We start from the raw sequence: 22,920 nt of genomic DNA on the forward strand, positions 1-22,920 counted from the left end.
GTTCGGGCGCCTCCCTGCCCGTGGGGGGGCGCGGGGTCAACGGGGGCGCGCGCCGACGGACGAGGGTGAGCGGGCGCGCGTCGCGCGAGTTCCCGTGGGGGGCGCCCCCCGTGCACCGCCGCACGCCCTCCGGGGCCGCGCGGCCCCCGCCCGCTCAGGCGAAGGGCCTCGCCTCGATCACGACCATCGCATGGGCCCACGGGTGGTCGTCGGTCAGCGACACGTGGACCGTCGCCTCGTGGCCGTCCGGGGTCATCCGCTCCAGCCGCTCGGCCGCCCAGCCCGTCAGGTGCATCACCGGCTGGCCGGTGTGGAGGTTGGCGACCGCCATGTCGCGCCACGCGATGCCCATCCTGAGCCCGGTGCCGAGCGCCTTCGAGCAGGCCTCCTTGGCGGCCCACCGCTTGGCCAGCGTCGCGGCCTCGTCGTCCACCCGCCGAAGGGCGCGGCGCTTCTCGCGCTCGGTGAAGACGCGGTCACGGAAGCGGTCGCCGAAGCGGTCGAGGACGCCCTCGATCCGCTCGATGTTGGCGAGGTCGGTGCCGATCCCGAGGATCATTCCGCCGTCACCACGCCCGACTGCTGGTTCACGGTCACGGTGAGCGTCTCGCCGCGGAACGTGCCGTCCTCGCCCGTGGTGACGGGGACGCGGATCACGAGGCCCGTGGCGGGGTCGTAGGCGGCCGTGGCGTCGCGCAGCGCCATGCCCGCCCAGCCCGACCCTCGGAACCGGCTGACGAGGGCGCAGGTCTGGAAGCCCATCTCGGGATCCGGGAGCAGCACCATGAGGTGGCGGGCGGCCAGCGCGGGCTCGCCCACGTCGAGGGCGACGAGGCGGACGTCCCCGTTCGCGTAGGTGCGCGTCGGGTAGGTCCAGTCCACGTTCCGCGCGGAGCCGCGGAAGCCGTCGCAGTCCGTGACCTCCTGCGCGGCGGCGGGGATGGCGGAGGCGGCGAGGGCGAGCGCGCCGAGGCGGATGCGGATCATCTGCGGAGTCCTTCGGAGAGGAGGCCCGCCCCGAAGGCGGCGAACACGGTGGCGGCGATCCCGTCGAGCCAGCGGCGGGCACGGGCGTAGGCGGTCCGGAAGGCCGGGCGGGAGAACACGACCGCGTAGGTGCCATTGATCGCCACCGCCGCGACGGTCGCCATCGGCACGAGCAGCCACGCGAGCGCCGGCGCCTCGGGCGGGGTGCCCACGGCGATGGCGGCGGTCCACGCGAAGACCGACTTGGGATTCGACAGGTTGAGCAGGAGGCCCGCCCGGAAGCCCCCGCCCCCCGCGGCCGTCCCCGCGCGCACGCGCAGCGCGGCCCGTCCCGCGCTCCACGCCAGCCAAAGGAGGTAGACGCCGCCCCCGGCCTTGAGGACGGCCAGCGCGGTGGGCGCGGCGGCGAGGAGCGCGCCGAAGCCCGCCGCCGCGAGCACGCCCCAGAGCCCCAGCGCGAGCGAGAGGCCGAGCGACAGGCGCAAGGCGGTGCCGAGGCCTTGGGCCATCGCGGTGCCGATCACCGTCAGGATGGCGGGACCGGGCGTGGCGCAGACGACCGAGAAGGTCGCCAGCCCGATCAGCAGCACGTCCATCACGCCGCCCGCCGCGCGTCGTCCATGCGGCGGCGCATCTCGGCCAAGGCGGCGGGGAGGCCGACGAACAGCGCCTCCCCCATCAGGAAGTGGCCGATGTTCAGTTCCACCGCCTCGGGTATCGCGGCCAGCGGCGCCACGCTGTCGAAGGCGATGCCGTGGCCGAGATGGACCTCCAGCCCGAGGCCGTGCGCTTGGGCGGCGGCGGCGCGGAGACGCTCCAGCTCCTCCGCGGCCTCGGCCTCGTGCCCGTCCGCGACGGCGTCGCAGAAGGCGCCGGTGTGGAGCTCGACGACCTGCGCGCCGACGGAGGCGGACGCCTCGACCTGCGCCGGGTCGGCGGCGATGAAGAGGGAGACGCGGCTGCTCCGGGCCAGCACGGGCACCATGTCCGCCAGCACGTTGGACCCGGCCACGTCCAGCCCGCCCTCGGTCGTGCGCTCCTCGCGGCGCTCGGGCACGAGGCAGACGGCGTGGGGGCAGTAGGCGACGGCGAGGTCGCGCATCTCCTCGGTCGCGGCCATCTCGAAGTTCAGCGGGATGCGGATGGCGGCCATGATCGCGGGGATGTCGGCGTCGCGGATGTGGCGCCGGTCCTCGCGCAGGTGCGCGGTGATGCCGTCCGCCCCGGCGGACTGGGCGAGGAGCGCGGCGCGGACGGGGTCGGGGTCGCGCCCGCCGCGGGCGTTCCGCAGCGTGGCGACGTGGTCGATGTTCACCCCGAGGCGAAGGCGGTGCATGGCGGATCCTCCCGTGGGGAAGCGATAGCGGAGGTGCGGGTGGGGCTCCACCCCGGAGGGCCGGACCGGACGGGGCCGGACGGGTGGCGGGGCGCTAGGAGGCCGCGTCCCCCGCCCCGCGCTTGGCGTCCTTGCGGGCCGCCTTCGCCTCGGCCCGGCCCGCGGCGCGCTGGGCGGCCTTGGCGCGGATCGTCTCCAGCCGCTTGGCGAGGATGCCGCGGCGGCGGCGCTGGTAGGCCTCGATCAGCGGCAGCGAGACCGCGTAGGCCGCGATGCCGGTGACGATCCCCGGCACGATGCCGCCCACGGTCCACGGCCAGACGACGTCGTTCCAGAACACCGCCGTGGCGGTCCAGTCCACGTCCTGCCCGCGCAGCGCCGCCCAGCTGTTCCAGAGCAGGTCGCCGCTGGCGTCGAAGAACTTGGCGGTCAGCCCCTCGTCCACCTCGCCGCGCATCTCCGTGCCGAGCATCCAGTGCCCGAAGTTGAGCGAGACCACCGCGATCGGCACGTAGGTCAGCGGGTTGCCGAAGAACGTCCCGAGCAGCGCCGCCATGACGTTGCCGCGCATCACCACGGCGAGGGCGGCGGCCATCACGAAGTGGAGGCCGTAGAACGGGGTGAAGGTGGTCATCACGCCCGCCATGATCCCCCGCGCGATCTTGCGCGGCGTGTCGGGCAGGCGGCGGAGGCGGTGCTTCACGTAGAGCGCGGCGCGGTGCCAGCCCCCCTTGGGCCAGAGCATCCGCGCGGCGCGCTCCCAGACGGGAAGGGTGTCCCGGCGCTTGAACACCCTATTCCGCCGCCCGGATCCGCCGCAGGGCGGCCACGTCGGCGTCGATCTCGACCGCCTGCATGACGGCATGGAGGTGCTCGACGTCCCGCACCTCGACGTCGGCGGCGATGCGGAAGAAGTCGGGCTTGGTGTCCTCGAAGCGCAGGTCCGCGATGTTCGCCCCGGCGAGGCCGATGGAGGTGCAGATCCGGCCCAGCACGCCCGCGTCGTTGGCGATCGTCATCTCCAAGGGGACCGCGTAGCGGGCCGGGTGGCGGCCGGGGTGCCAGTGGAGGTCGACCCAGCGCTCGGTCTGCTCGGCGAAGTCCGCGAGGCGGGGGCAGTCGATGGCGTGGGCCACGACCCCGTCGCCCCGGTAGGTGATGCCGACGATCCGCTCGCCCGGCACCGGGCAGCAGCAGGGCGCGCGGGTGAACTCCGTTCCGGCCTCGGGGCCGATGATGGCCTCGGCGGCGGCGACGGGGGCCTCGGCGTCGGCGGCGCCGTCCGCGGCCTCGGGCCAGAGGGCCTCGATCACGCGCGACGCGGCGACCTCCGAGGCGCCGATCGCGGCGAGCAGGTGCTCGGCGTCGTCGTAGCCCAAGGGGCGCGCGGCGGCGCGGAACGCCTTCTCCGTGGCGTTGCGCCCGGCGGCGGCGAAGGCGACGCGGGCCAGCTCCCGCCCGAGGCGCACGTGGCCCGCGCGCCGCTCGGCCTTGAGGGCGCGACGGATGGCGGCCTTGGCGCGGCCCGTGGCGACGATGTCGATCCACGTGGCCTGCGGGGCCGAGGCCTCGGCGGTGACGATCTCGACCTGCTGGCCGTTGCGCAGGCGCGTCCAGAGCGGCGCGCGCATCCCGTCGACCTTGGCGCCCACGGTGCGGTGGCCGATGCGGGTGTGGATGGCGTAGGCGAAGTCGAGCGGGGTGGCCCCGCGCGGCAGCTTGATGACGTCGCCCTTCGGCGTGAAGCAGAAGACCTGGTCGACGTACATCTCCAGCTTCACCGCCTCGAGGAACTCCTCGTGGGAGGAGGCCTCGTCGAAGGCCTTGGAGACCTGCGCCACCCATTCGGTCGGATCGACCGCGAAGCGGTTCCCCGCGCGCACCCCGTCGCGGTAGGCCCAGTGGGCGGCGACGCCGCTCTCGGCGACCTCGTGCATCTCCTGGGTGCGGATCTGCACCTCGACGATCTTGCCGTCGCGGCCCGACACGGTGGTGTGGAGCGAGCGGTAGCCGTTCGACTTGGGCTGGCTGATGTAGTCCTTGAACCGGCCCGGCACGGCCTTCCAGCGGCGGTGCACGGCGCCCAGCGCGCGGTAGCAGTCGTCGGTCGCCGCCGCGCCGCGCGTCACGATGCGGAATCCGTAGATGTCCGAAAGCCGCGAGAAGCCGATCTCCTTCTGCTCCATCTTGCGCCAGACGGAGAAGGGCCGCTTGATCCGGCCGGACACCTCGGCGGCGATGCCCGCGCGGGCGAGCACCGTCTCGATGTCCTCGCCGATCCGGGCGATCACGTCGCCCGACGCGGCCTCCAGCGTGGCGAAGCGGCGCAGGATGGAGCGGCGGGCGACGGGGTTGAGGACCGCGAAGCAGAGGTCCTCCAGTTCCTCGCGCATCCACTGCATGCCCATGCGGCCCGCGAGCGGCGCGTAGATCTCCATGGTCTCGCGGGCCTTCTTGGCCTGCTTCTCGGGCGGCATGTGGCGCAGCGTGCGCATGTTGTGCAGCCGGTCCGTCAGCTTCACGAGGATGACGCGCAGGTCGCGCGACATCGCCATGAAGAGCTTGCGGAAGTTCTCGGCCTGCTCGTCGCCGCCGCCCGCGAGCTCCATCTTCGTCAGCTTGGTGACCCCGTCCACGAGGTCGGCCACCTCGCGCCCGAACCCCGCCTCCACCTCGTCGCGGGACGCGCGGGTGTCCTCGACGGTGTCGTGGAGCAGCGCGGTCACGAGGGTGGCGTCGTCGAGATGCTGCTGCGCCAGCAGGCGCGCCACCTCGACGGGATGGGTGAAGTAGGGCTCGCCCGAGCGGCGCATCTGGCCCGCGTGCATCGCCTCGCCGTAGGACCACGCGCGGCGCAGCAGCCCCTCGTCGGTGCGCGGGTTGTAGCCGCGCACGAGGGCGATGAGGTCGTCGGGGCCGCGCAAGGCGGCGGGACGCTCGCGCGGCAGGGACGCCCGCGCGGGGGCGGGCGGGTCGGCCTGCGGCAGGTCCGAAGGGGCCGCCGCGCTGCGGGGGGCGCCTTCGTCCATCATCGCGTCAGCGCTGGCTCTGGGCCTCCATGAGGGCGCGGAGCAGCTTCTCCTCGTTCATGTCGTCCTCGGCGGGCGCGTCCTTCTCGACGCCCATCAGGAGGGCCATCTTGTCCTCCTCCGGCTCGTCGACCTCGATCTGGGTCTGGTTCGACTCGATCAGGCGCTCGCGCAGGTCGTCGGCGGACTGCGTCTCCTCGGCGATCTCGCGCAGGGCGACGACCGGGTTCTTGTCGTTGTCGCGGTCCACGGTGGGCGCGCCGCCGGTGGCGATCTCGCGGGCGCGGTGGGCGGCGAGCAGGACCAACTCGAAGCGGTTGGGAACCTTGTCGACGCAATCCTCGACGGTGACGCGGGCCATGGGGCATCCTCCGGGCGGGTGGGGAGAGCGTTCACTTACGCATCGACCTAGGCAAAGACAAGGCGGTGCGGGCCGCCGGGACGGGCCGTCACCCCAAGGGGCGCAGGTCCGGACCGGACGGTCGCGCGGCGGCCATCTCTGCCACCGTCCGGCCCAGCAGCGGGTGCCGCCAGCCGGGGGCGACCTCGGCCAAGGGGCGCAGCACGAAGGGCCGGTCCTGCATCCGCGGGTGCGGCAGGATCAGGCGCCGCGGGGCGCGCCTGCCCTGGGCCGGGGCCGGGAGGTCGATCCACGCGCGCAGCGTGCCCCGGTCCGGCGCGATCGCGCCGCCCCACGCGACGAGGTCGAGGTCGAGCGTCCGCACCCCCCAGCGCCGCGTCCGCCCGCGCCCGGCCCTCCGCTCGATGGCATGGAGCGCGCGCAGCAGCGCGTCGGGCCCGAGGCCGGTCGTCACCGCGCAGGCCGCGTTGGCGTAGTCCGGCCCGCTGCCCGGCGGGAAGGCGGCCGACCGCCAGATCCGCGACCGGCGCACGGCGCCGAGCCGCTCCAGCGCCCCCATCGCCCGGCGGAGCCGCGCCGCCGCCGCCTCGGGCCCGCCCGCGTTCCCCCCGAGCGCGACGAGCGCCGTGACCGCGCGAGAGGCCGCCGACCCCCTCAACCGCAGGTGGCGAAAGCCCGCCTTCGCGGCGTCGCCTGCGCCGGGCCCTTGCGATAAAGGGGGAAGAAGCCGAAATGGGGGAAACAGATTGTGCTCCGGGATCCGCACTCCGACGAGCATACCAGCCCGCGGAAGGTTGTTCGATAATGTTCTATCGCGACGAGCGCCTCGCGCTCTTCATCGACGGCGCCAACCTCCACGCGGCGGCCAAAGCGCTTCAATTCGACGTCGACTACAAGCTCCTGCGCGCCGAGTTCGCCCGCCGCGGCAAGCTCCTGCGGGCCTCCTACTACACCGCGATCCTCGAGAACGAGGAATACTCGCCCCTCCGTCCACTGGTCGACTGGCTGCAGTACAACGGCTTCTCGATCGTGACGAAGCCCGCGCGCGAGTTCATCGACCGCGAGGGCCGCCGCCGCGTGAAGGGCAACATGGACATCGAGCTCTGCGTCGACGCCCTCGAGGCGGCGCAGCACGTGGACCACGTGGTCCTGTTCTCGGGCGACGGCGACTTCCGCGCCCTGGTCGAGGCGCTGCAGCGCCGGGGCGTGCGGGTGTCGGTGGCCTCCACGATCCGCTCGCAGCCCTCCATGGTCTCCGACGAGCTCCGGCGCCAAGCGGACAACTTTATCGACCTCGACGACCTGCGCGACGTGATCGGGCGCCCGCCCCGCGCGGCGCGCGAGGAGGACGCGACCGACGGTCGGCGCGACGTCAGCGTGGCGGCCGGGGCCTGAAGCCCGGCAGGCGCCAGCCCAGACGGATCGATCCCGCCCGCAGCGCGAAGGTGGTCGCCGCGCAGGCCAGCGCGGGGGGCCAGCCGTCGCCCAGGACGGTCCGCGCCGCCACGGCGGCCACCGCCCCGGCCAAGGCGGCGGTCACGTAGAGCTCGCCCTGCCGCAGCACGAGCGGCACCTCGCCCACCACCACGTCGCGCATCAGCCCGCCGAGGCAGCCGGTCACCACGCCCATCACCACCTGCGCCCACGGGGCGGCGCCCGTCCCGTGCGCCGCCGCCACGCCCGCCGCCACCGCGACCGCGAGGGCCAGCGCGTCGAGCCAGACGATCACGCGGATGCGGCTGGCGAGCAGGTGGTGGGTGAAGAACACCGCCATGGCGAGTGCCCCCGCGAGGGCCACCGGGCGCGGGTCGGCCAGCCAGAAGACCGGGCGGTCGAGCAGCAGGTCGCGCACGGTGCCGCCGCCCACCGCCGTGAGGCAGGCGACGAAGACGAACCCGACCGGGTCGAGCTGCGCGCGCGCGGCCACCAGCGCGCCGGTGACGGCGAAGACCGCGACGGAGGCGAGGTCGAGGAGGAGCGCGGCGCTCAGGTCCATCGGCTCAGGTCCAGCGGGCGATCGCGGCGAGGGCCCGGCGGTAGGGGGCGGCGAAGCCCCGCGGCGGGGCGTCGAGCGGGTGCCAGAAGTAGGCGAACAGGTGGCCGCCGTCGTCCGCGCAGCGGTGCGTCCAGCGCGGCGGGAGCGGCCCCGCCTCCATCTCCACGAGGTGCCAGCCGAGGCCGGGGACGCGCCCCCGCGCCCGCACGGCGCGGGCGAAGATTCCCGCCTCCTCGTGCAGCTCGCGGATGGCGGCGTCGACGGGCCGCTCGCGCGGCTCGATCCGTCCCTTGGGCAGCTGCAGCCCCGCCTGCGGGTGGCGGAAGGCGAGGACCCGTCCGTCGCGGCGCAGCACGGGCATGGCGCGCGGCGCGGTCACGGGACGATCAGCAGGTCGGGATGCGGGGCGCGGCGCACGAAGGTGTCCTCGATCTCGCGCAGCATCCGGCGCTGGCCGGGGAAGGAGACGGCGTCCGCGGCCGCGCCGAACGCGAGCCAGCGATGGGCGTCGTGCTCGGGGTCGAGCGTCGGCTCGGCCCCCTCCCCCACCTCGGCGAGGAAGACCGGGGCCATGACGATGGCGTCGCGGCGGGCCTCGTAGAACTGCTCCAGCACGTCGGCGGACCAGAACCGCTTGGGCACGAGGCCCGTCTCCTCGCGCAGCTCGCGCAGGGCGGCGGCCCACGCGGTCTCGCCCGGCTCGACCTTGCCCGCGACCTGGCACCACGCGCCGACGGGGGGATGGACGCGGCGCAGCAGCAGCACCTCCGGCCCGTCCGCGCCGGGGCGCATCGCCACGACGGAGACGATGGGCGCGACGATCCCGGTCATCGCTTCTTGGGCTTGAACGGGGCCATGCCCTCGTTGGCCAGCCGGTCCGCCGCCTCGTTGCCGGGGTGGCCGGCGTGGCCCTTGACCCATTCCCAGCGGACGTCGTGGCGGGCCTGCGCCTCGTCCAACCGGCGCCAGAGATCCTCGTTCTTGACGGGCTTCTTGGTCGAGGTCCGCCAGCCGTTGCGCTTCCACCCGCGCAGCCACGCGGTGATCCCGCCCTTCACGTAGGCGCTGTCGGTGACGACGGTCAGGGTCGAGGGCCGCTCCAGCGCCTCCAAGGCGGAGATCGCGGCCATCAGCTCCATGCGGTTGTTGGTGGTGTCGGGCTCGCCCCCGCAGAGCTCGCGCTCCTTCAGCACCTTCCCGTCGCGGGTGGCCTGCAAGAGCGCGCCCCAGCCGCCGGGGCCGGGATTCCCGCTGCACGCGCCGTCGGTGTAGGCGACGAGGTCCGTCATGCCGTCCCCCCGGGCGCCACCGCCGTCAGGCAGGCGTAGTCCGCCGCCTCGCCCGACAGGCCCGGCTCGCGGCCCCGGCGCACCGCGTGGATGCGCAGGCCCGCGCGCTCGAGATAGTCGCGCAGCTCCGCCTCGGTGACGTAGGAATAGCGCCGCCCGAGCGTGTCGCGCGCCTCGCCCTCGCCCGTCTTCATGCCGACGAAGAACGCCCCCCCGGGCCGCAGCGTCCCGGCCCAGCGGCGGATCAGGTCGCCGACCTCGGCGCGGGGCGCGTGGAGGAAGGAGAACGACGCCCACACGCCGTCCCAGCCGTCCTCCACCTCGTCGAAGGTGGCGCGCCGGGCGTGGACGCCCGGACGGGCGGCGGCATGGGCGACCATCGCGGGCGCGGCGTCCCACGCGTGCGCCTCGAACCCCTGCTCCGCCAGCCAGCCGGCGCAGTGGCCCGGCCCGCAGCCGAGGTCGAGGACGCGCCCGCCCTCGGGCAGCAGCGCGGCGAAGGGCGCGAGGTCGGGCGGCACGTGGCCGTGGTCGCGGGCGTAGCGGTCGGCCTGCGCGTCGTAGACGGAGAGGGTCTCGCGATCGGTCACAGGGCCACCGGAGCCAAGCAGAGGACGACCCCGGCCGTGAGGATCAGGCGCAGCTTCATCCACCACGGCGGCGCGAGCCCGTGGCGCCAGAACAGCCAGTCGAGGCCGAGCAGCCCCACGAAGCCCGCGATCAGCGCGACCGCCGCCGCCTCCGACCCGCCGCCGGTGGTGAAGAAGGCCCACAGGGCGGGCAGCGTGGAGAGCGCGTAGCCGGAGGCGGCGACCTGCCCCTCCGCCTTGGTGGCGAAACCCCAGAGCACGCCGGACATGAACGACAGGATGATCGCGCCGTAGAACAGGCCGACATAGGGGCCGATGAAGCGCGGTCCGACATAGGCCGTCGTGTAGAGCGCGGCCTGCGGCGACCAGATCGTGACGGCGCCCCACGCGAAGGGCAGCAGCCCGGCGAGGCCGAGGAGCAGCGCGCTGCGGGGGATGGGGGCGTCGAACATGGGGGCGGTCATGCCCCGCCGGGGCCGTGGGGGGAAGGGGGTGAAGGTCCGGTCGAGCGGAGCGCCCGCGCGGAACGCGAGCGCCAGCGAGCCGCGCATCGCCGGGCCGTTCCCACGGCACGGCGATGCGCTTGCGTCGGCTCTAGAGCCCCGCCACCAGCGCCGCGATCCGCTTGGCCCGCGTCTCCGCCCGCTTGGCCGTCGCCACCGCCTGCAGCATCCCCCGGCGGCGGCCCGGCGTCGTCGCCTCCCACGCCGCCGTCCGGTCCGCCGCGCGCAGGGCGGCGGCCACGTCGTCCGGCACCTCGACCTCGGAGGGATCGGCGGGCCGCAGGCGCACCTCGACCACCTCGCCCGGCGCGATCCCGATCTCGGCCAGCAGCGCCTTGCCCGTCCACAGGAACGCCCCGTCGCGCACCGGGGCACGGGTCGGGGCGAGGTTGACGGGGTGGTCCGCGATCTCGCCCTCGACGCGCCTCGGCTCGCCCAGCGCGGCCATGACCGCGTCCGGCACCGGGAGCACGGTGTAGGTGCTGCGCCCCCATTCCATCGGCACGACCGCGCCCTCGAACGCGACCCAGCCCGTCACGCACGCTCGGTCGCAAGCCGCACGGCCAAGGCCGCGAACACCCCGGCGAAGGCGCGGTTCAGCCACGCCATCGCGCGGGCCGACGACAGGACGCGGTCGCGGAACGCGCTCGCGAAGAGGCCGTAGAGGACGAACACCCCCCACGTCATCGCCATGAACACCGCGCCCAAGCCGGCCATCTCCAAGGTCGCGGTGGCCGGGTCGCCCGACAGGAAGGGAGGCAGGAGGGCGAGGAAGAAGATCGAGAGCTTCGGGTTCAGCACGTTGATCAGTGCGCCGCGCACCGCGATGCGGATCAGGCCGTCGGCGGACGGCGCGGCGGGCTTCACGGCCAGCGCGCCGGTCTGGCGCAGCGCGCCCCACGCCATCCACAGCAGGTAGGCCACGCCCGCCCACTTCACCGCATTGAACAGCACCGCGGAGGTGTGGAGGACGGCGGCCAGCCCCAAGGTCGCGGCGGCGAGGTGCGGCACGATCCCGAAGGTGCAGCCCGTCGCGGCGGCGAGCGCGGCGCGGCGCCCCCGCCCGAGGCCGAGGGCCAGCGTGTAGACGACGCCCGTGCCCGGCGCGATCACGACGACGAGGGCGGTGAGGAGGAACTGCGCGGAGATCATCGGCGGACCGTGGCCCGCCGCGCGGCGCCGTGCAACGCCCGATCCGCGATCCCGGGCCCGGCGGCGGCGCGGGGCGGCGGGATCCTAGGTCGATCCTCGCCGGGGCAGCGCCGCGTCCACCGTCGCCGCGAAGGCGGGCCAGCCGCGCAGCCCCCCCGCCCAGCGCGCCAAGGCGGGCCGCGCCGCGATCATCGCCCCGCCTGTCGGCGCGGTGCCGAACGCCGCCAGCACCGGCGCCAGATGCGCGCAGGCCAGCGTCCGCTCCGCCCCGAGCGCCGCCCCCTCGGCGGCGATCTCCTCCAGCATGTCGAGCACCGGCCCCGCCGCCGCCAGCCCGGCAGCCACCGCCTCCGGGTCGCCCGCCTCGCCGTGGGCGGGGCGGAACACCGCGTGGGCGTAGACCTGCCGGACCATGGGCCAGTAGGCGTAGGCGTCCACGATCCCGATCACCTGATCCATCCGCGCCGCCGCCCACGGATCGGCGGGCGTCATCGTCCCGCCCGCCCGCCGGTCGAGATGGCGCGTGATCGCCCCCGTCTCGTAGAGCACCCGCTCGCCGCACCGCAGCACCGGCACGCGCCCCATCGGATGCGGCACGGGGTCGCCCGCGAAGGGGTCGGCCTCGGCGTAGGCGTAGGGCAGGCGCAGATGCGCCAGAACCAGCCGCGCCGTCCACGTGTAGATGCTGGGCGCGTGCCCGATCAGGCGGAGCGGGCCGGTCAGGCGGGCACCCGCAGGACGCGGGGCACCTTGAACTCGACGTTCTCCTCCGCCGTCACGACATCCTCGACGGTCACGTCGAAGCGGGCGCGGAACGCGTCGACCACTCCCTCGACCAGCACCTCGGGCGCCGAGGCCCCGGCGGTGAGGGCGAGCACCCGCACCCCCTCCAGCGCGCGCCAGTCGATGTCGGAGGCGTCGCGCACCAACTGCGCGTAGGCGCAGCCGTTGGCCGCCCCCACCTCGACCAGCCGCTTGGAGTTGCTGCTGTTGGGCGCCCCCACCACGAGGATCGCGTCGGCGCGGGGCGCCATCGCCTTCACGGCCTCCTGCCGGTTGGTGGTGGCGTAGCAGATGTCCTCCTTGTGCGGCCCCACGATCGCCGGGAACCGCGCCTTGAGCGCCTCCACCACCGCCGCCGTGTCGTCCACCGACAGCGTCGTCTGGGTGACGAAGGCCAGCCGCCCGGGGTCGCGCACCTGCAGCGTGGCCACGTCCTCCGGCTCCTCCACCAGCAGCACCTCGCCCTCGGGGAGCTGGCCCATCGTGCCCACGGTCTCGGGGTGGCCCGCATGGCCGATCATCACCATCTGCAGCCCGTTCTCGTGATGGCGCGCCGCCTCGATATGGACCTTCGAGACCAGCGGGCAGGTCGCGTCCACGAAGGTCATCTCGCGGGCCTGCGCCGCCTTTGGCACCGACTTGGGCACGCCGTGGGCCGAGAAGATCACCGGCCGGTCGGGCGGGCACTCGTCCAGCTCCTCGACGAAGACCGCGCCCTTCTCGCGCAGCCCGTCGACGACGTATTTGTTGTGGACGATCTCGTGGCGGACGTAGACGGGCGCCCCCCACTTCTCGAGCGCCATCTCCACGATCTTGATCGCCCGGTCCACGCCCGCGCAGAAGCCGCGCGGGGCGGCGCGCAGGATGGTGAGCGGCGGCTTGGTGTCGGTCGTGCTGGTCATGGGCGCGTCCCTCCGTCCCGCCTGACCTATGAGGCGGCCCCCACCCCGTCCAGCCCGGGCCCTTCGATGGTCCCGAATTACTCCGGTCAGCGAAGCCCCCTACCCGTCCTCCAGCACCATCTCCGCCGCCTTCTCCGCGATGGCCATGACCGGCGCGTTGGTGTTCCCGCTGGTGATCGACGGCATGACGCTCGCGTCCACCACGCGCAGCCCCTCGACCCCCTTCACGCGCAGGCGGTCGTCCACCACGCGTCCCATCCCGCAGGTGCCCGTGGGGTGGAAGATGCTCGACGCGTTGCGCGCCACCTCGGCCAGCAGTGCCTCGCGGTCCGTGTGGACGTCGCCGGGCCGCACCTCCTCGGGCGAGAGCGCCGCCAGCTCGGGCCGGCGGAACAGCGCGCGCGTCGTCTCCATCGCGCGGAGCGCCGTCGCGCGGTCCGCCTCGGCGGCGAGGTAGTTCGGCTGGATCGAGGGCGCCGCGCGGGGGTCGGGCGACGCGGCGTGGACCGCGCCGCGCGACTGTGGGCGCAGGTTGCAGACGCTGGCGGTGACCGCGTCGAATCGGTCCAGCGGCTCGCCGAACTGCTCCAGCGAGAGGGGCTGGAAGTGATACTGCAGGTCGGGCGTCGCCACGTGGTCGCCGGACCGCACGAAGGCGCCCAGCTGCGACGGCGCCATCGTCAGCGGCCCGCGCCGCCGGAGCAGGTAGTCGAGGCCGATCCGCGCCTTGCCGTGCCACGTCGCCGCAAGCCGGTTCAGCGTGAGCGCGTCGACCCGGAAGACGGGCCGCATCTGCAGGTGGTCCTGCATGTGCTCGCCCACGTCGGGATTCGCATGCGCCACCTCCACGCCGAGCCGCCGCAGCCGCGCAGGATCGCCCACGCCCGACAGCTCCAGCAGGTGCGGCGAGCCGATGGACCCCGCGCAGAGGATCACGCGCCGCGCCCGCACCGCCGTGCCGTCCACCCGCGCCACGCCCACGGCCCGCCCGCCCTCGATCAGCACCCGCGCCACCGGCGCGCCCACCTCCACCCGCAGGTTCGCCCGCCGCAGCGCGGGCCGCAGGAACGCCCCCGCCGCCGAGAGCCTGCGCCCCCGCCGCTGGGTGACGTGGTAGTAGCCGACGCCCTCGTTGTCGCCGCGGTTGAAGTCGGACGTGGCGGGCACGCCCGAGGCCACCATCGCATCCCGCACCGCGTCGAGGACGGGCCAGCTAAGTCGCTGCGGCCCCACCGAAACTTCGCCCTCCGCCCCATGCGCGTCGTCCGCGCCGCCCGCGAACGCCTCGTGCCGCTTGAACCGGGGCAGCATGTCGTCCCAGCCCCAGCCCCGGTGGCCCATCTGCGCCCAGCCGTCCCAGTCGGCGGCCTGCCCGCGCATGTAGATCATGCCGTTGATGCTGGAGCAGCCGCCCAGCACCCGGCCCCGCGGATACTTGAGCGACCGGCCCGCCAGCCCCGGCACCGCCTCCGTGCGGAAGCCCCAGTCGGTGCGCGGGTCGCCCATGGTGTAGAGGTATCCGGCCGGAACGTGGATCCAGTGCCACGAGTCGCGGCCCCCCGCCTCCATCAGCACGACACGCGTGGCCGGGTCCGCCGACAGCCGGTTGGCCAGCAGGCACCCGGCGGTGCCCGCGCCCACGATGGCGATGTCCGCGTCCATCCGGGGGTCCTTCTTCACGTTTCGTACGAAGCCCGGAGGCCGATCTTCACATTCTGTACGTCATTTCCGCCAGTGCGTCGGCACGAGGACCAGTGCACCTGCAGCGGAGAGGATCGCGTTCCACCCCTGCCAGCGGAAGCCGATGCCGAACATGATCGACACGAAGTAGAACAGGAACGCGCCGCCCACCGCGATGACGATCGACGGCACGTAGCCGTTGTGGGTGAAGCCCGACCGCTCGGAGGCGTAGCCGACGATCCCCGCGATCACGACCGTGCCGATCAGGGTCGGGAACATCAGACGACCGCCCCTTCGGCCAGCCCCGCGCCACGCCGCCAGTCGGCGGCGGACATCGCCCGCTTGCCCGCCGGCTGCACCTCCAGCACCTCCACGAGGCCCTGCCCCGCCGCGACGGTCAGGCCCTCGGCCCCGGTGACCGCGCCGGGCACCCCCGCCCCGTCAACGGCCCGCGCGCGCAGCAGCTTCAGGCGGCCCCCGGCGATCTCGAGGAAGGCGCCGGGGAACGGCGACAGGCCGTTGACGTGGCGCGCGACCTCGGCGGCGGGGCGGGTCCAGTCGACCGCCGCCTCCGCCTTGTCGATCTTGGCGGCGTAGGTGACGCCCGCCTCCGGCTGCGGCTCGGGGGCGAGGGCGTCGAGCCGGGACAGCGCCTCCACCGCCAGCCGCGCGCCCAGCGCCGCCAGCCGGTCGTGCAGGTCCCCCGTCGTGTCGGTCGGCCCGATCGGCACCGCCTCGCGCAAGAGGACCGGGCCGGTGTCGAGCCCCGCCTCCATCTCCATGATGCACACGCCCGTCTCGGCGTCGCCCGCCATCACCGCCCGGTGGATCGGCGCCGCCCCGCGCCAGCGCGGCAGCAGCGAGGCGTGGACGTTCAGGCAGCCGTGGCGCGGCGCCTCCAGCACCGGGACCGGCAGGATCAGCCCGTAGGCCACGACCACCGCCACGTCCGCGCCCAGCGCCGCGAAGGCCGCCTGCTCCGCCTCGCCCCTCAGCGACCGGGGGGCGCGCACGTCCACCCCCAGCGCCTCCGCGCGCACTTGCACCGGGGAGGGGCGGTCCTTCTTGCCCCGCCCCGCCGGGCGCGGCGGCTGGGTGTAGGCGCAGGCGACGTCGTGGCCCGCGGCGACCAGCGCGTCGAGGACGGGGACCGCGAAGTCCGGCGTGCCCATGAACACGACCCTCATCGCCCCGCTCACGCCCGCTTCCGCGCGCGCCGCAGCAGCATGTCGCGCTTCGTCTTGGACAGCCGGTCGAAGAACATCCTGCCGTCGAGATGGTCGATCTGGTGCTGGACGCTCGTCGCGCGCAGCTTCACGAACTCGCCCCGCACCCGCATCCCGTGATGGTCGGTGTAGGCGACCGTCACCGCGCGGGGCCGCGTGATCGTGGCGCGCACGCCCGGCAGGTTGGGCGAGCCCTCGTCCCATTCGGACGGGATCTCGGACGCCGCGACGATCACCGGGTCGGCCAGCCGGACCGGCCCCGACCCGTCGCCCGCGTCCACCACGGCCAGCCGCCTCATGATCCCCAATTGCGGCGCCGCGAGCCCCACGCCCGGCATCGCGTACATCGCCTCCAGCATCTCCTCCCAGATCGCGCGCACCGCGTCGTCGATCTCGCCCACCGGGGCGGCCGAGGTCCGCAGCCGCCTGTCCGGCCACATGAGGAAGGGTCGATGGGTCATGCCGCCTCCGGGCCGGGTTCGGGGTGGTCGAGGATGAGGATCCCGTCGAGATGGTCCATCTCGTGCAGCGCGCAGCGGGCGGCCCCGCCCTCGAACGTCTCCTCGCGCCGCCCTTCCGGGCCGTCGAAGGCGAGGCGGCAGGCCACCGGACGGCGCACCCGGCGCGGGCGCCCCGGGATCGAGAGGCATGCCTCCTCCACCACCGCCGTCTCGGGAGCGGTCCACGTCACCTCGGGGTTCACGAACACGCGCGGATCCGGCAGCCCGTCCTTCCACGTCGCGTCCATCACGAAGAGGCGCACGGCCTCGCCCACCTGCGGGGCGGCGAGGCCCCGCCCGGGCGCGGCGTACATCGCGTCCAGCATGGCGCGCGCGAGCGGCGTCGCGTCGCCGGCGAAGGGCGCGCAGGCCGCGCGCAGCACGGGGTCGGGGTGGAGGCGGATCGAGAGGGCCATGGCCGTCGCCACCATGCCTGTCCCGACGGGTCAAGGGCGGAGGCGGGACAGGCCGGGCGGGATCGAAAGGTTCCCGCGCGATCGCGCAACGGCGTCTCAACAGGGCCTCCCCGCGGATGCCGCATTCCGGACGCTTTCCGGTCCAGAAGCGGCGCACCCTCGGACGGGCAGATCGAGCCCAGACCAAGCCCGCCAAGAGGTGCCCCCATGACCCCGACCGCCACTCCCGCCCCGCTGATCGACGCCCCCGACGCGGCCGCCGTGCCGCGCGCCGCGCGCGCCCGCGTCCGGTGGCTCCTGCCGCTCGCGCTCTCGGCCGCGACCGCCTGCGCCGGGGCCTACCGCTCGGGGAGCGCGGCGCGCGGGGACGAGGGCGCCATGGCCTTCGCCCCCGTGCCGCCCACCCACGCCACCTTCGCGCTGAGCGGCACCTGCGTGGCGCCGCCCTGCGCGGACGTGCTCACCGCCCGCCAGAGCCGCTTCGCCATGAGCGACGGGTCCACGTGGACGCGCGTGGTCTACAGGCTCGGCGATTCGCGATGGAGCGAGTGGCGCGACGAGAGCCACCGCCGGATCGATCCCGGCGAACTGCCGCCGCTCCCCGCCTCGGCGCGCTGACCCCGACGGGGGTCGCGCCGCGGGTCAGGACGGGCCTTTCGCCGCCCCGCCGCCGCGCAGGCCCCGGAGCAGGCGTCCGGCCCATGACCGCCCCCGCGCCCGCGCGTCCGCCGCGAGCGCCCGCTCCAAGAGGTCCGCGCCGCCTTGGTGGCGGGGCCAGTCGCGCCGCACGCGCCGCGCCATCTCGACCGCCGCGCCCGTCTCCCCCTTGGCCAGCAGGACCTGCACCATCCGGACGTAGGGGAGCGGCGCGTCCGGCCCCAGCGCGATGCTGCGGCGTAGCAGACGCTCCGACAGGTCGAGCCGCCCCCGCCCCAGCGCGACCTGCGCGACCGCCGTCAGCCATGCCGAGGACCGCCGCCCGACGCTCCACCCGGTCCGCACCGGCGGCACGGGGGCCTGCTCCAGCAGCGCGCGGGCCACGGGGGCGAGCTGCCCCGTCTCCTTGAGGAACCGGCCCGCCGGGTGCCCCGCCAGCGGCACGCGGACCCGCGTCAGGCGCGCGGGGTCGCCCATCGCCTCCGCGATCTGGTCCGCGATGGGCGCGTCCAGCGGGTTGGCGTCGTCGTAGAGCAGCGCCACCCGCAGCGGCGCGGCCACCTCCTCGGGCGTGGCGGCGTAGCGCCAGTCCACCTCGGGCGCGGCCTCCGCCCAGCGCCCCGTGCCCGCCGGGCCGCCCGTCACCGTGCGGCTGGCCCGCGGGGAGATCGCCACGACCCGCGCGGCCCCGAGCGCACGCGCGTAGAGCAGCGCCGCCGTCGCGCCCTGCGACGAGCCGTAGGTCACCGCGCCGCGCCCCGCGAGGCGCGGGCGCAGCGCCTCGGCGAGGCCCGGCGGCGGGTGGCGCGGCCACGTGCGGGGCCGGTGCCGGACGAGGATCACCTCCCAGCCGAGTCCGAGGAGGAAGTCGCGCCCGAACGCGTTCGACGCGTCCACGGTGAAGCACACGGCGAGCGGGGGCAGACCCTCGACCGGCCCGCCACTCCCCCGATCGCCCGCCGCGCGGGCGCGCCGCGCGGGGGAGTGCTCGGCCCACATCGGCCCGTCGGACCAGATGCGGCGCCCCCCGGTCACGCGCGCGCGCGCTCCTTGGCCCGCTCGCGCTTCAGCTTGACCATGCGCCGGGTGATCATCTGCCGCTTCATCGGCCCGATGCGGTCGATGAAGAGCGTGCCGTCGAGATGGTCCACCTCGTGCTGCACGCAGGTGGCCCAGAGGCCGGCCATGTCCTCCTGCACCGCGTTGCCGTCCCGGTCCATCCACCGCACGGTCACCTCGGCGGGGCGGGTCACGTCGGCATACTGCTCGGGGATCGACAGGCAGCCCTCCTCGTAGACGCTGGTCTCGTCGGAGGCGGCCACGATCTCGGGGTTGAACATCACGAGGGGGCGGGGCGCCTCCTCCTCGTCCTTGACGCAGTCCATCACCAGCAGGCGCGCGTTCACCCCCACCTGCGGCGCGGCCAGCCCGATGCCCGGCGCGTCGTACATCGTCTCGAGCATGTCGTCGGCCAAGGCGCGGAGGTCGTCCGACAGGTCGGCGACGGGGTCGCAGACCTTCTTCAGGCGCGGGTCGGGGTGGAGCAGGATCGGCCGTTTCATGCCCCCGCATATGGATTTGCGGCGCCTGCGGCGCAACCGCGCCTTGCCCCGCCCCGCGCCCCTTGCGAGGAACGCCCCGGACCCAACGCCCGGAGACGCCCATGCCCCGCGACCTCGACCCCCGCTTCGATGCCGAGATCGACCGCCGTGGCACGCACTGCATGAAGTGGGACATGATGGAGGCGATCTACGGGGTACCGGCCTCGGACGGGCTCGCCATGTGGGTCGCCGACATGGACTTCGAGCCGCCGGCGGTGGTGACGGACGCCCTGCGCGCGATGACCTCCCACAACGTCTACGGCTACTTCGGCAACGACGGCCCCTACCGCGACGCGATCCGCTGGTGGATGGCCGAGCGGCACGGCTGGGAGGTGGACCCGGGCGCGATCTTCACGACCCACGGCCTCGTGAACGGCACCGCGCTGTGCGTCGACACGTGGACCGCGCCCGGCGACGGGGTCGTGCTGTTCACCCCGGTCTACCACGCCTTCGCCAAGGTGATCCGCGGCAACGGGCGCCGCGTGGTCGAATGCGAATTGGCCTACGAGGACGGGCGCTACACGCCCGACTGGGACGCGTGGGACGCGGTGATCGCGCGCGAGGGGGCGACGATGGCCATCCTCTGCTCGCCCCACAACCCGAACGGGCGGGTCTGGACGCGCGAGGAGCTGGAGGGCTTCGCCGCCTTGGCCGAGCGCCACGGCCTGCTGCTGGTGTCCGACGAGATCCACCACGACCTCGTCTATCCGGGCGAGACGCACGTGCCGATGTCCAAGGTCATGGACCCGGCCCGCCTCGTGATGATGACGGCGCCCACCAAGACCTTCAACATCGCGGGGGCGCATACCGGCAACGTCATCGTCGAGGACGAGGGGCTCCGCGCCCAGTTCGGCGCCCGGATGCTGGGGCTGGGGCTCTCGCCCAACTCCTTCGGCCTGCACATGACCACCGCCGCCTACTCACCCGAGGGCGCGGCGTGGGTGGACGACCTGATGCGGTACCTCGACGGCAACCGGCGCCTCTTCGACGAGGCGGTGGACGCGATCCCCGGCCTGCGGAGCGTGCCGATGCAGGCCACCTACCTCGCGTGGGTCGACTTCTCAGGGACGGGCATGGACCGCGCGGAGTTCACCCGCCGGGTCGAGGGCGACGCCCGCATCGCCGTCAACCACGGCCCCACCTTCGGCAAGGGCGGCGACAGCTTCCTGCGGTTCAACATGGCCACGCCCCGCGCCAACGTGGAGACCGCCGTGGCCCGCCTCGCGGAGGCGTTCGGCGACCTGCAGTGACGGGTGCCTCCGGCGGGAGTATTTCGGGGAACATCGAGGGGGCCCTTCACCCGGCCTTAATCGGTCGCCTCCTACCCAATGGGCGCGGTACAGGCTGGAGAGCCGATGGCAGTGAACGTCGATGAACGGCGCGTCCCCGGTCGCTGGCGGACCATCGGTGCACCGGAGGAGCCCACTCTTCCGGGGACGCGTGCCCTCGATGTTCCCCGAAATACTCCCGCCGGAGGCACCCGTCAGACGAGCCCCGCCACCGTCGGCCAGAGCGTCGCGACCAGCAGGGCCGCCATCGTCCAGTTGAAGGCGCGCAGGCGGGCGGGCGAGGTCAGCACGTGCCGCATCTCCTGCCCGAGCAGCGTCCACGAGCCGACGGAGGGGATGTTGACCGCCGTGAACACCGCCGCCACCGCGACCACCGATCCGAGCGACCCGGTCGAGTAGACCGACACCGCCCCCAGCGCCATCGTCCACGCCTTCGGGTTCACCCACTGGAAGGCCGCCGCCTCGAGGAAGGTCATCGGCCGCGCCCCCGCCTCGGCCCCCTTCGGCGCCCCCGCGTTGGCGATCCGCCACGCGAGCCACAGCAGGTAGGCCACCGCGACGACCGCCAGCGCGACCTTGAGCGGGGGGTAGAGGTCGAACAGCGCGGCCAGCCCCATGCCGACGCAGACCACCATGAACCCGAAGCCCAGACCCACGCCCAGCATGTGCGGCACCGTCCGCCGCAGCCCGAAGTTCACCCCCGAGGCCATCAGCATCAGATTGTTCGGCCCCGGCGTGATCGAGGTGACGAAGGCGAAGCCCGCGAGGGCGAGGAGCATCTCGATGGTCATGGCCGCAGGATTGCCCCATCCGGCGCGCAAGGTGCTTGCGAACGGCGCGCCTACCCGCCAACCTCCGCAAGGAATGCCTGATCTCGACCCTTTCGACCGCAGCATCTTGCGCGAGCTGGCCGCCGACGGGCGGCTGAGCAACCAGTCGCTCGCCGCCAAGGTCGGGCTGTCCCCCTCCGCCACCCTGCGCCGGGTCCAGCGGCTGGAGGCGACGGGCGCGATCCGCGGCTACCGCGCGGTGCTGGGGCCCGAGGCGACGGGGGTGGGCTTCACCGCCTACATCGCGGTCGGGCTCAACGACCACACCAAGCACGGCCAGGAAGCCTTCGAGCGCGCCGTGGCGCGCTCAGACGAGGTGCGGGAGTGCCACAACATCACGGGCACGGTGGAGTACCTGCTGCGCATCGAGGCACGCGACCTCGCCGACTACAAGCGCTTCCATACCGACGTGCTGGGCGTGCTGCCGCAGGTAGCGCGGCTGACGACCTACGTGGTCATGGGCTCGCCCAAGGACGAGCGGGGCTAGCGGTCAGACCCGCGCCCGGTCCTCCACGTCGCCGGTGGGGCCGTCCTTGGCCAAGGCCGACTTGGGCGTCTCGTGGTCCAGCCGGTCCTTCGTCCGCTTCTTGGAGCGGAACAGGAAGAACAGGACCACGCCGAAGGTGAGCGCGATGTTGAGGGCGACGATGATCTCGGCCATTTGGGCCTCCACGGGATGAGCTAGGTCACCCGACGAACCCGCTCCCCCGGGGGTGGCGTTCCGATCCCCCCCCCGCGACCGGAGGTCCCGGTATGCCGAACCCGATCCGCCCCTTGGGCCTCGACCACGCCGTGCTGTGGGTCCGCGACCTGCCCCGCGCGGTCGCGTGGTATCGCGACGTGCTGGGCTGCGTCCCGGCCTTCGACTACCCGGAGATCGGGATGGCGCATCTGTGGTTCGGGGGGATCATCCTCGGGTTGTGGGACGCGGACGACCCCCGCGCGGCCTACGCCCTGCCGAAGGTGCGGGGCGGCACCAACGTCGATCATCTGGCCCTCGCGGTGGGACCGTTCGAGCGCGGCGCGCTGATGGCCCATCTCGCCGCCCACGGCGTCCCCGTCCACAAGGAGGAGGTGCAGGTCGGCGCGCGGGGCGTGGGGCGGGCGGTCTACATCCACGACCCGTGGGGCAACCGGCTGGAGCTGAAGGGGCCGCCGGGCCTGTGACGGAACGGCGGCGGGCGCGGCGCGTTGCGGCGCCGAGACCTGCAAACGGAGTTCCCCATGACCGACCTCACCGGCACCCGCATCGCCATCCTCTCGACCGACGGCTTCGAGCAGTCCGAGCTGGAGACCCCCCTCGAGAAGCTCCGCGGGATGGGCGCGACCGTGGACGTCGTCGCGCCCGGCGGCGTCGAGTCGATCCGCGGCTGGGACGAGGACGACTGGGGCGATGCGGTCCCCGTGGACGTCGACCTCGCCGAGGCGGGGGCCGGCGAATACGACGCGCTCGTGCTGCCGGGCGGGCAGATCAACCCCGACGTGCTGCGCACGGAGGAGGCCGCGCTCGCCCTGATCCGCGCGGTGCACGCGGCGGGCAAGCCCGTCGCCGCGATCTGCCACGCGCCGTGGCTCCTGATCGAGGCGGGGCTGGCCGAGGGGCGGCGCATGACGTCCTACACCTCGATCCGCACCGACCTGCGCAACGCGGGCGCCGAGGTGGTGGACGAGGTGGTCACCGACGGCAACATCGTCACCGCGCGCAACCCCGACGACCTCGACGCCTTCGTCGACGCCATCGCGCGCGCGCTGACCGGCGCGGGGCGTGCCGCCGCTTAACGGTCTGGCAACCC

General features: G+C 74.2%; 33 protein-coding genes. 6 read left to right on the forward strand and 27 right to left on the reverse strand.

Annotation, left to right across the window (positions count from 1 at the left end; all coding sequences use genetic code 11):
• Positions 1–154: 154 nt before the first annotated feature.
• The 8 genes from acpS to folK form a co-directional block, all read right to left on the reverse strand.
• Entirely contained in the window at positions 155–559 is a 405-nt protein-coding gene (gene acpS / locus JQC91_RS12895) for a holo-ACP synthase (RefSeq protein ID WP_203287206.1), read from the reverse strand.
• Positions 556–987 carry a hypothetical protein gene (locus JQC91_RS12900; RefSeq protein ID WP_203287207.1) on the reverse strand — a complete coding sequence of 144 codons (432 nt, stop codon included), beginning with the start codon at positions 985–987 and terminating at the stop codon, positions 556–558. The genes acpS and JQC91_RS12900 overlap by 4 nt, the downstream gene beginning before the upstream one ends.
• Entirely contained in the window at positions 984–1,583 is a 600-nt protein-coding gene (locus tag JQC91_RS12905) for a LysE family transporter (RefSeq protein ID WP_203287208.1), read from the reverse strand. The genes JQC91_RS12900 and JQC91_RS12905 overlap by 4 nt, the downstream gene beginning before the upstream one ends.
• A complete protein-coding gene (locus JQC91_RS12910; protein WP_203287209.1) occupies positions 1,583–2,323 on the reverse strand; it encodes a pyridoxine 5'-phosphate synthase in 741 nt (246 codons plus the stop codon). The genes JQC91_RS12905 and JQC91_RS12910 overlap by 1 nt, the downstream gene beginning before the upstream one ends.
• Before the next feature lie 94 nt (positions 2,324–2,417).
• Positions 2,418–3,116 carry a DUF2062 domain-containing protein gene (locus tag JQC91_RS12915; RefSeq protein WP_343069970.1) on the reverse strand — a complete coding sequence of 233 codons (699 nt, stop codon included), beginning with the start codon at positions 3,114–3,116 and terminating at the stop codon, positions 2,418–2,420.
• A 1-nt stretch (position 3,117) separates the two neighbouring features.
• A complete protein-coding gene (locus JQC91_RS12920; RefSeq protein WP_203287589.1) occupies positions 3,118–5,247 on the reverse strand; it encodes a bifunctional (p)ppGpp synthetase/guanosine-3',5'-bis(diphosphate) 3'-pyrophosphohydrolase in 2,130 nt (709 codons plus the stop codon).
• Positions 5,248–5,359: 112 nt separating this feature from the next.
• Positions 5,360–5,713, reverse strand: a complete 354-nt coding sequence (gene rpoZ, locus JQC91_RS12925; RefSeq protein WP_203287210.1) for a DNA-directed RNA polymerase subunit omega — start codon at positions 5,711–5,713, stop codon at positions 5,360–5,362.
• An 88-nt stretch (positions 5,714–5,801) separates the two neighbouring features.
• The gene (folK, locus tag JQC91_RS12930) at positions 5,802–6,371 is read right to left on the reverse strand and encodes a 2-amino-4-hydroxy-6-hydroxymethyldihydropteridine diphosphokinase (protein ID WP_238941487.1); all 570 of its coding nucleotides are present in this window, start codon (positions 6,369–6,371) and stop codon (positions 5,802–5,804) included.
• 146 nt (positions 6,372–6,517) lie between these two features.
• Here folK and JQC91_RS12935 point away from each other — a divergent pair, with 146 nt between their 5' ends.
• Complete coding sequence (locus JQC91_RS12935) at positions 6,518–7,108, forward strand: NYN domain-containing protein (RefSeq protein ID WP_203287214.1); 591 nt, start codon at positions 6,518–6,520, stop codon at positions 7,106–7,108.
• Here the strand turns inward: JQC91_RS12935 and JQC91_RS12940 are convergent.
• From JQC91_RS12940 to JQC91_RS13010, 15 genes are all read right to left on the reverse strand, one after another.
• Complete coding sequence (locus JQC91_RS12940) at positions 7,086–7,703, reverse strand: TRIC cation channel family protein (protein ID WP_203287590.1); 618 nt, start codon at positions 7,701–7,703, stop codon at positions 7,086–7,088. The genes JQC91_RS12935 and JQC91_RS12940 overlap by 23 nt on opposite strands.
• Before the next feature lie 10 nt (positions 7,704–7,713).
• Positions 7,714–8,088 (reverse strand): NUDIX domain-containing protein, encoded by a 375-nt coding sequence (locus JQC91_RS12945; RefSeq protein ID WP_203287216.1) that lies wholly within the window; start codon positions 8,086–8,088, stop codon positions 7,714–7,716.
• Positions 8,085–8,540: an NUDIX domain-containing protein gene (locus JQC91_RS12950; protein ID WP_203287218.1), complete on the reverse strand. Its 456-nt coding sequence runs from the start codon at positions 8,538–8,540 to the stop codon at positions 8,085–8,087. The genes JQC91_RS12945 and JQC91_RS12950 overlap by 4 nt, the downstream gene beginning before the upstream one ends.
• On the reverse strand, positions 8,537–8,998 hold the full coding sequence (rnhA, locus tag JQC91_RS12955; protein WP_203287220.1) for a ribonuclease HI: 462 nt from the start codon (positions 8,996–8,998) through the stop codon (positions 8,537–8,539). Before rnhA ends, JQC91_RS12950 begins: the two co-directional genes overlap by 4 nt.
• Positions 8,995–9,588, reverse strand: coding sequence for a methyltransferase domain-containing protein (locus JQC91_RS12960; protein ID WP_203287222.1), 594 nt, complete (start codon positions 9,586–9,588; stop codon positions 8,995–8,997). Before JQC91_RS12960 ends, rnhA begins: the two co-directional genes overlap by 4 nt.
• Positions 9,585–10,052: a DUF3429 domain-containing protein gene (locus JQC91_RS12965; RefSeq protein ID WP_238941488.1), complete on the reverse strand. Its 468-nt coding sequence runs from the start codon at positions 10,050–10,052 to the stop codon at positions 9,585–9,587. Before JQC91_RS12965 ends, JQC91_RS12960 begins: the two co-directional genes overlap by 4 nt.
• Positions 10,053–10,182: 130 nt before the next feature.
• Complete coding sequence (locus tag JQC91_RS12970) at positions 10,183–10,629, reverse strand: YdeI/OmpD-associated family protein (RefSeq protein WP_203287224.1); 447 nt, start codon at positions 10,627–10,629, stop codon at positions 10,183–10,185.
• On the reverse strand, positions 10,626–11,243 hold the full coding sequence (locus JQC91_RS12975) for a LysE family translocator (protein ID WP_203287226.1): 618 nt from the start codon (positions 11,241–11,243) through the stop codon (positions 10,626–10,628). The genes JQC91_RS12970 and JQC91_RS12975 overlap by 4 nt, the downstream gene beginning before the upstream one ends.
• Positions 11,244–11,327: 84 nt before the next feature.
• On the reverse strand, positions 11,328–11,966 hold the full coding sequence (locus JQC91_RS12980; RefSeq protein WP_203287593.1) for a glutathione S-transferase family protein: 639 nt from the start codon (positions 11,964–11,966) through the stop codon (positions 11,328–11,330).
• Entirely contained in the window at positions 11,963–12,928 is a 966-nt protein-coding gene (gene ispH, locus JQC91_RS12985) for a 4-hydroxy-3-methylbut-2-enyl diphosphate reductase (protein WP_203287228.1), read from the reverse strand. The genes JQC91_RS12980 and ispH overlap by 4 nt, the downstream gene beginning before the upstream one ends.
• A 99-nt stretch (positions 12,929–13,027) precedes the next feature.
• Positions 13,028–14,590 carry a GMC family oxidoreductase N-terminal domain-containing protein gene (locus tag JQC91_RS12990; protein ID WP_203287595.1) on the reverse strand — a complete coding sequence of 521 codons (1,563 nt, stop codon included), beginning with the start codon at positions 14,588–14,590 and terminating at the stop codon, positions 13,028–13,030.
• 60 nt (positions 14,591–14,650) lie between these two features.
• Positions 14,651–14,887, reverse strand: coding sequence for a hypothetical protein (locus tag JQC91_RS12995; RefSeq protein ID WP_203287230.1), 237 nt, complete (start codon positions 14,885–14,887; stop codon positions 14,651–14,653).
• Entirely contained in the window at positions 14,887–15,795 is a 909-nt protein-coding gene (fmt, locus tag JQC91_RS13000; RefSeq protein WP_203287233.1) for a methionyl-tRNA formyltransferase, read from the reverse strand. The genes JQC91_RS12995 and fmt overlap by 1 nt, the downstream gene beginning before the upstream one ends.
• An 8-nt stretch (positions 15,796–15,803) precedes the next feature.
• A complete protein-coding gene (gene def, locus JQC91_RS13005; protein WP_203287235.1) occupies positions 15,804–16,295 on the reverse strand; it encodes a peptide deformylase in 492 nt (163 codons plus the stop codon).
• Entirely contained in the window at positions 16,292–16,750 is a 459-nt protein-coding gene (locus JQC91_RS13010; protein ID WP_203287237.1) for a peptide deformylase, read from the reverse strand. The genes def (JQC91_RS13005) and JQC91_RS13010 overlap by 4 nt, the downstream gene beginning before the upstream one ends.
• Positions 16,751–16,957: 207 nt before the next feature.
• On the opposite strand from JQC91_RS13010, the gene JQC91_RS13015 reads away from it, so the two are divergent.
• A complete protein-coding gene (locus tag JQC91_RS13015) occupies positions 16,958–17,368 on the forward strand; it encodes a hypothetical protein (RefSeq protein WP_203287239.1) in 411 nt (136 codons plus the stop codon).
• Between the two features lie 24 nt (positions 17,369–17,392).
• Here JQC91_RS13015 and JQC91_RS13020 read toward each other — a convergent pair whose 3' ends face one another.
• Together JQC91_RS13020 and def (JQC91_RS13025) are read right to left on the reverse strand one after the other, a co-directional pair.
• Complete coding sequence (locus tag JQC91_RS13020) at positions 17,393–18,442, reverse strand: hypothetical protein (protein WP_203287241.1); 1,050 nt, start codon at positions 18,440–18,442, stop codon at positions 17,393–17,395.
• Entirely contained in the window at positions 18,439–18,969 is a 531-nt protein-coding gene (gene def / locus JQC91_RS13025) for a peptide deformylase (protein WP_203287244.1), read from the reverse strand. The genes JQC91_RS13020 and def (JQC91_RS13025) overlap by 4 nt, the downstream gene beginning before the upstream one ends.
• Before the next feature lie 101 nt (positions 18,970–19,070).
• On the opposite strand from def (JQC91_RS13025), the gene JQC91_RS13030 reads away from it, so the two are divergent.
• Positions 19,071–20,258: a MalY/PatB family protein gene (locus JQC91_RS13030; RefSeq protein WP_203287246.1), complete on the forward strand. Its 1,188-nt coding sequence runs from the start codon at positions 19,071–19,073 to the stop codon at positions 20,256–20,258.
• A 233-nt stretch (positions 20,259–20,491) separates the two neighbouring features.
• Here JQC91_RS13030 and JQC91_RS13035 read toward each other — a convergent pair whose 3' ends face one another.
• Positions 20,492–21,088, reverse strand: a complete 597-nt coding sequence (locus JQC91_RS13035) for a LysE family translocator (RefSeq protein ID WP_203287248.1) — start codon at positions 21,086–21,088, stop codon at positions 20,492–20,494.
• A 73-nt stretch (positions 21,089–21,161) separates the two neighbouring features.
• On the opposite strand from JQC91_RS13035, the gene JQC91_RS13040 reads away from it, so the two are divergent.
• Complete coding sequence (locus JQC91_RS13040) at positions 21,162–21,614, forward strand: Lrp/AsnC family transcriptional regulator (RefSeq protein ID WP_203287250.1); 453 nt, start codon at positions 21,162–21,164, stop codon at positions 21,612–21,614.
• A gap of 3 nt (positions 21,615–21,617) precedes the next feature.
• Here the strand turns inward: JQC91_RS13040 and JQC91_RS13045 are convergent, their stop codons facing one another.
• Positions 21,618–21,788, reverse strand: coding sequence for a hypothetical protein (locus JQC91_RS13045; protein WP_203287252.1), 171 nt, complete (start codon positions 21,786–21,788; stop codon positions 21,618–21,620).
• A 92-nt stretch (positions 21,789–21,880) separates the two neighbouring features.
• On the opposite strand from JQC91_RS13045, the gene JQC91_RS13050 reads away from it, so the two are divergent.
• Both JQC91_RS13050 and JQC91_RS13055 read left to right on the forward strand, forming a co-directional pair.
• Positions 21,881–22,294 carry a VOC family protein gene (locus JQC91_RS13050; RefSeq protein WP_203287254.1) on the forward strand — a complete coding sequence of 138 codons (414 nt, stop codon included), beginning with the start codon at positions 21,881–21,883 and terminating at the stop codon, positions 22,292–22,294.
• A gap of 57 nt (positions 22,295–22,351) precedes the next feature.
• Entirely contained in the window at positions 22,352–22,906 is a 555-nt protein-coding gene (locus JQC91_RS13055) for a type 1 glutamine amidotransferase domain-containing protein (protein ID WP_203287255.1), read from the forward strand.
• Positions 22,907–22,920 lie beyond the last annotated feature (14 nt).

Origin of the sequence: Jannaschia sp. Os4 (assembly GCF_016820245.1) — a bacterium.
Taxonomy (GTDB): domain Bacteria; phylum Pseudomonadota; class Alphaproteobacteria; order Rhodobacterales; family Rhodobacteraceae; genus Jannaschia.

What these genes read in the sequence shown, in the direction of transcription:
- acpS (WP_203287206.1), bottom strand. Translation starts at nt 559, where the DNA reads ATGATCCTCGGGATCGGCACCGACCTCGCCAACATCGAGCGGATCGAG.
- JQC91_RS12900 (WP_203287207.1), bottom strand. Translation starts at nt 987, where the DNA reads ATGATCCGCATCCGCCTCGGCGCGCTCGCCCTCGCCGCCTCCGCCATC.
- JQC91_RS12905 (WP_203287208.1), bottom strand. Translation starts at nt 1,583, where the DNA reads ATGGACGTGCTGCTGATCGGGCTGGCGACCTTCTCGGTCGTCTGCGCC.
- JQC91_RS12910 (WP_203287209.1), bottom strand. Translation starts at nt 2,323, where the DNA reads ATGCACCGCCTTCGCCTCGGGGTGAACATCGACCACGTCGCCACGCTG.
- rpoZ (WP_203287210.1), bottom strand. Translation starts at nt 5,713, where the DNA reads ATGGCCCGCGTCACCGTCGAGGATTGCGTCGACAAGGTTCCCAACCGC.
- JQC91_RS12935 (WP_203287214.1), top strand. Translation starts at nt 6,518, where the DNA reads ATGTTCTATCGCGACGAGCGCCTCGCGCTCTTCATCGACGGCGCCAAC.
- JQC91_RS12950 (WP_203287218.1), bottom strand. Translation starts at nt 8,540, where the DNA reads ATGACCGGGATCGTCGCGCCCATCGTCTCCGTCGTGGCGATGCGCCCC.
- rnhA (WP_203287220.1), bottom strand. Translation starts at nt 8,998, where the DNA reads ATGACGGACCTCGTCGCCTACACCGACGGCGCGTGCAGCGGGAATCCC.
- JQC91_RS12965 (WP_238941488.1), bottom strand. Translation starts at nt 10,052, where the DNA reads ATGACCGCCCCCATGTTCGACGCCCCCATCCCCCGCAGCGCGCTGCTC.
- JQC91_RS12975 (WP_203287226.1), bottom strand. Translation starts at nt 11,243, where the DNA reads ATGATCTCCGCGCAGTTCCTCCTCACCGCCCTCGTCGTCGTGATCGCG.
- ispH (WP_203287228.1), bottom strand. Translation starts at nt 12,928, where the DNA reads ATGACCAGCACGACCGACACCAAGCCGCCGCTCACCATCCTGCGCGCC.
- JQC91_RS12990 (WP_203287595.1), bottom strand. Translation starts at nt 14,590, where the DNA reads ATGGACGCGGACATCGCCATCGTGGGCGCGGGCACCGCCGGGTGCCTG.
- JQC91_RS12995 (WP_203287230.1), bottom strand. Translation starts at nt 14,887, where the DNA reads ATGTTCCCGACCCTGATCGGCACGGTCGTGATCGCGGGGATCGTCGGC.
- fmt (WP_203287233.1), bottom strand. Translation starts at nt 15,795, where the DNA reads ATGAGGGTCGTGTTCATGGGCACGCCGGACTTCGCGGTCCCCGTCCTC.
- def (WP_203287235.1), bottom strand. Translation starts at nt 16,295, where the DNA reads ATGACCCATCGACCCTTCCTCATGTGGCCGGACAGGCGGCTGCGGACC.
- JQC91_RS13010 (WP_203287237.1), bottom strand. Translation starts at nt 16,750, where the DNA reads ATGGCCCTCTCGATCCGCCTCCACCCCGACCCCGTGCTGCGCGCGGCC.
- JQC91_RS13015 (WP_203287239.1), top strand. Translation starts at nt 16,958, where the DNA reads ATGACCCCGACCGCCACTCCCGCCCCGCTGATCGACGCCCCCGACGCG.
- def (WP_203287244.1), bottom strand. Translation starts at nt 18,969, where the DNA reads ATGAAACGGCCGATCCTGCTCCACCCCGACCCGCGCCTGAAGAAGGTC.
- JQC91_RS13030 (WP_203287246.1), top strand. Translation starts at nt 19,071, where the DNA reads ATGCCCCGCGACCTCGACCCCCGCTTCGATGCCGAGATCGACCGCCGT.
- JQC91_RS13035 (WP_203287248.1), bottom strand. Translation starts at nt 21,088, where the DNA reads ATGACCATCGAGATGCTCCTCGCCCTCGCGGGCTTCGCCTTCGTCACC.
- JQC91_RS13040 (WP_203287250.1), top strand. Translation starts at nt 21,162, where the DNA reads ATGCCTGATCTCGACCCTTTCGACCGCAGCATCTTGCGCGAGCTGGCC.
- JQC91_RS13045 (WP_203287252.1), bottom strand. Translation starts at nt 21,788, where the DNA reads ATGGCCGAGATCATCGTCGCCCTCAACATCGCGCTCACCTTCGGCGTG.
- JQC91_RS13050 (WP_203287254.1), top strand. Translation starts at nt 21,881, where the DNA reads ATGCCGAACCCGATCCGCCCCTTGGGCCTCGACCACGCCGTGCTGTGG.
- JQC91_RS13055 (WP_203287255.1), top strand. Translation starts at nt 22,352, where the DNA reads ATGACCGACCTCACCGGCACCCGCATCGCCATCCTCTCGACCGACGGC.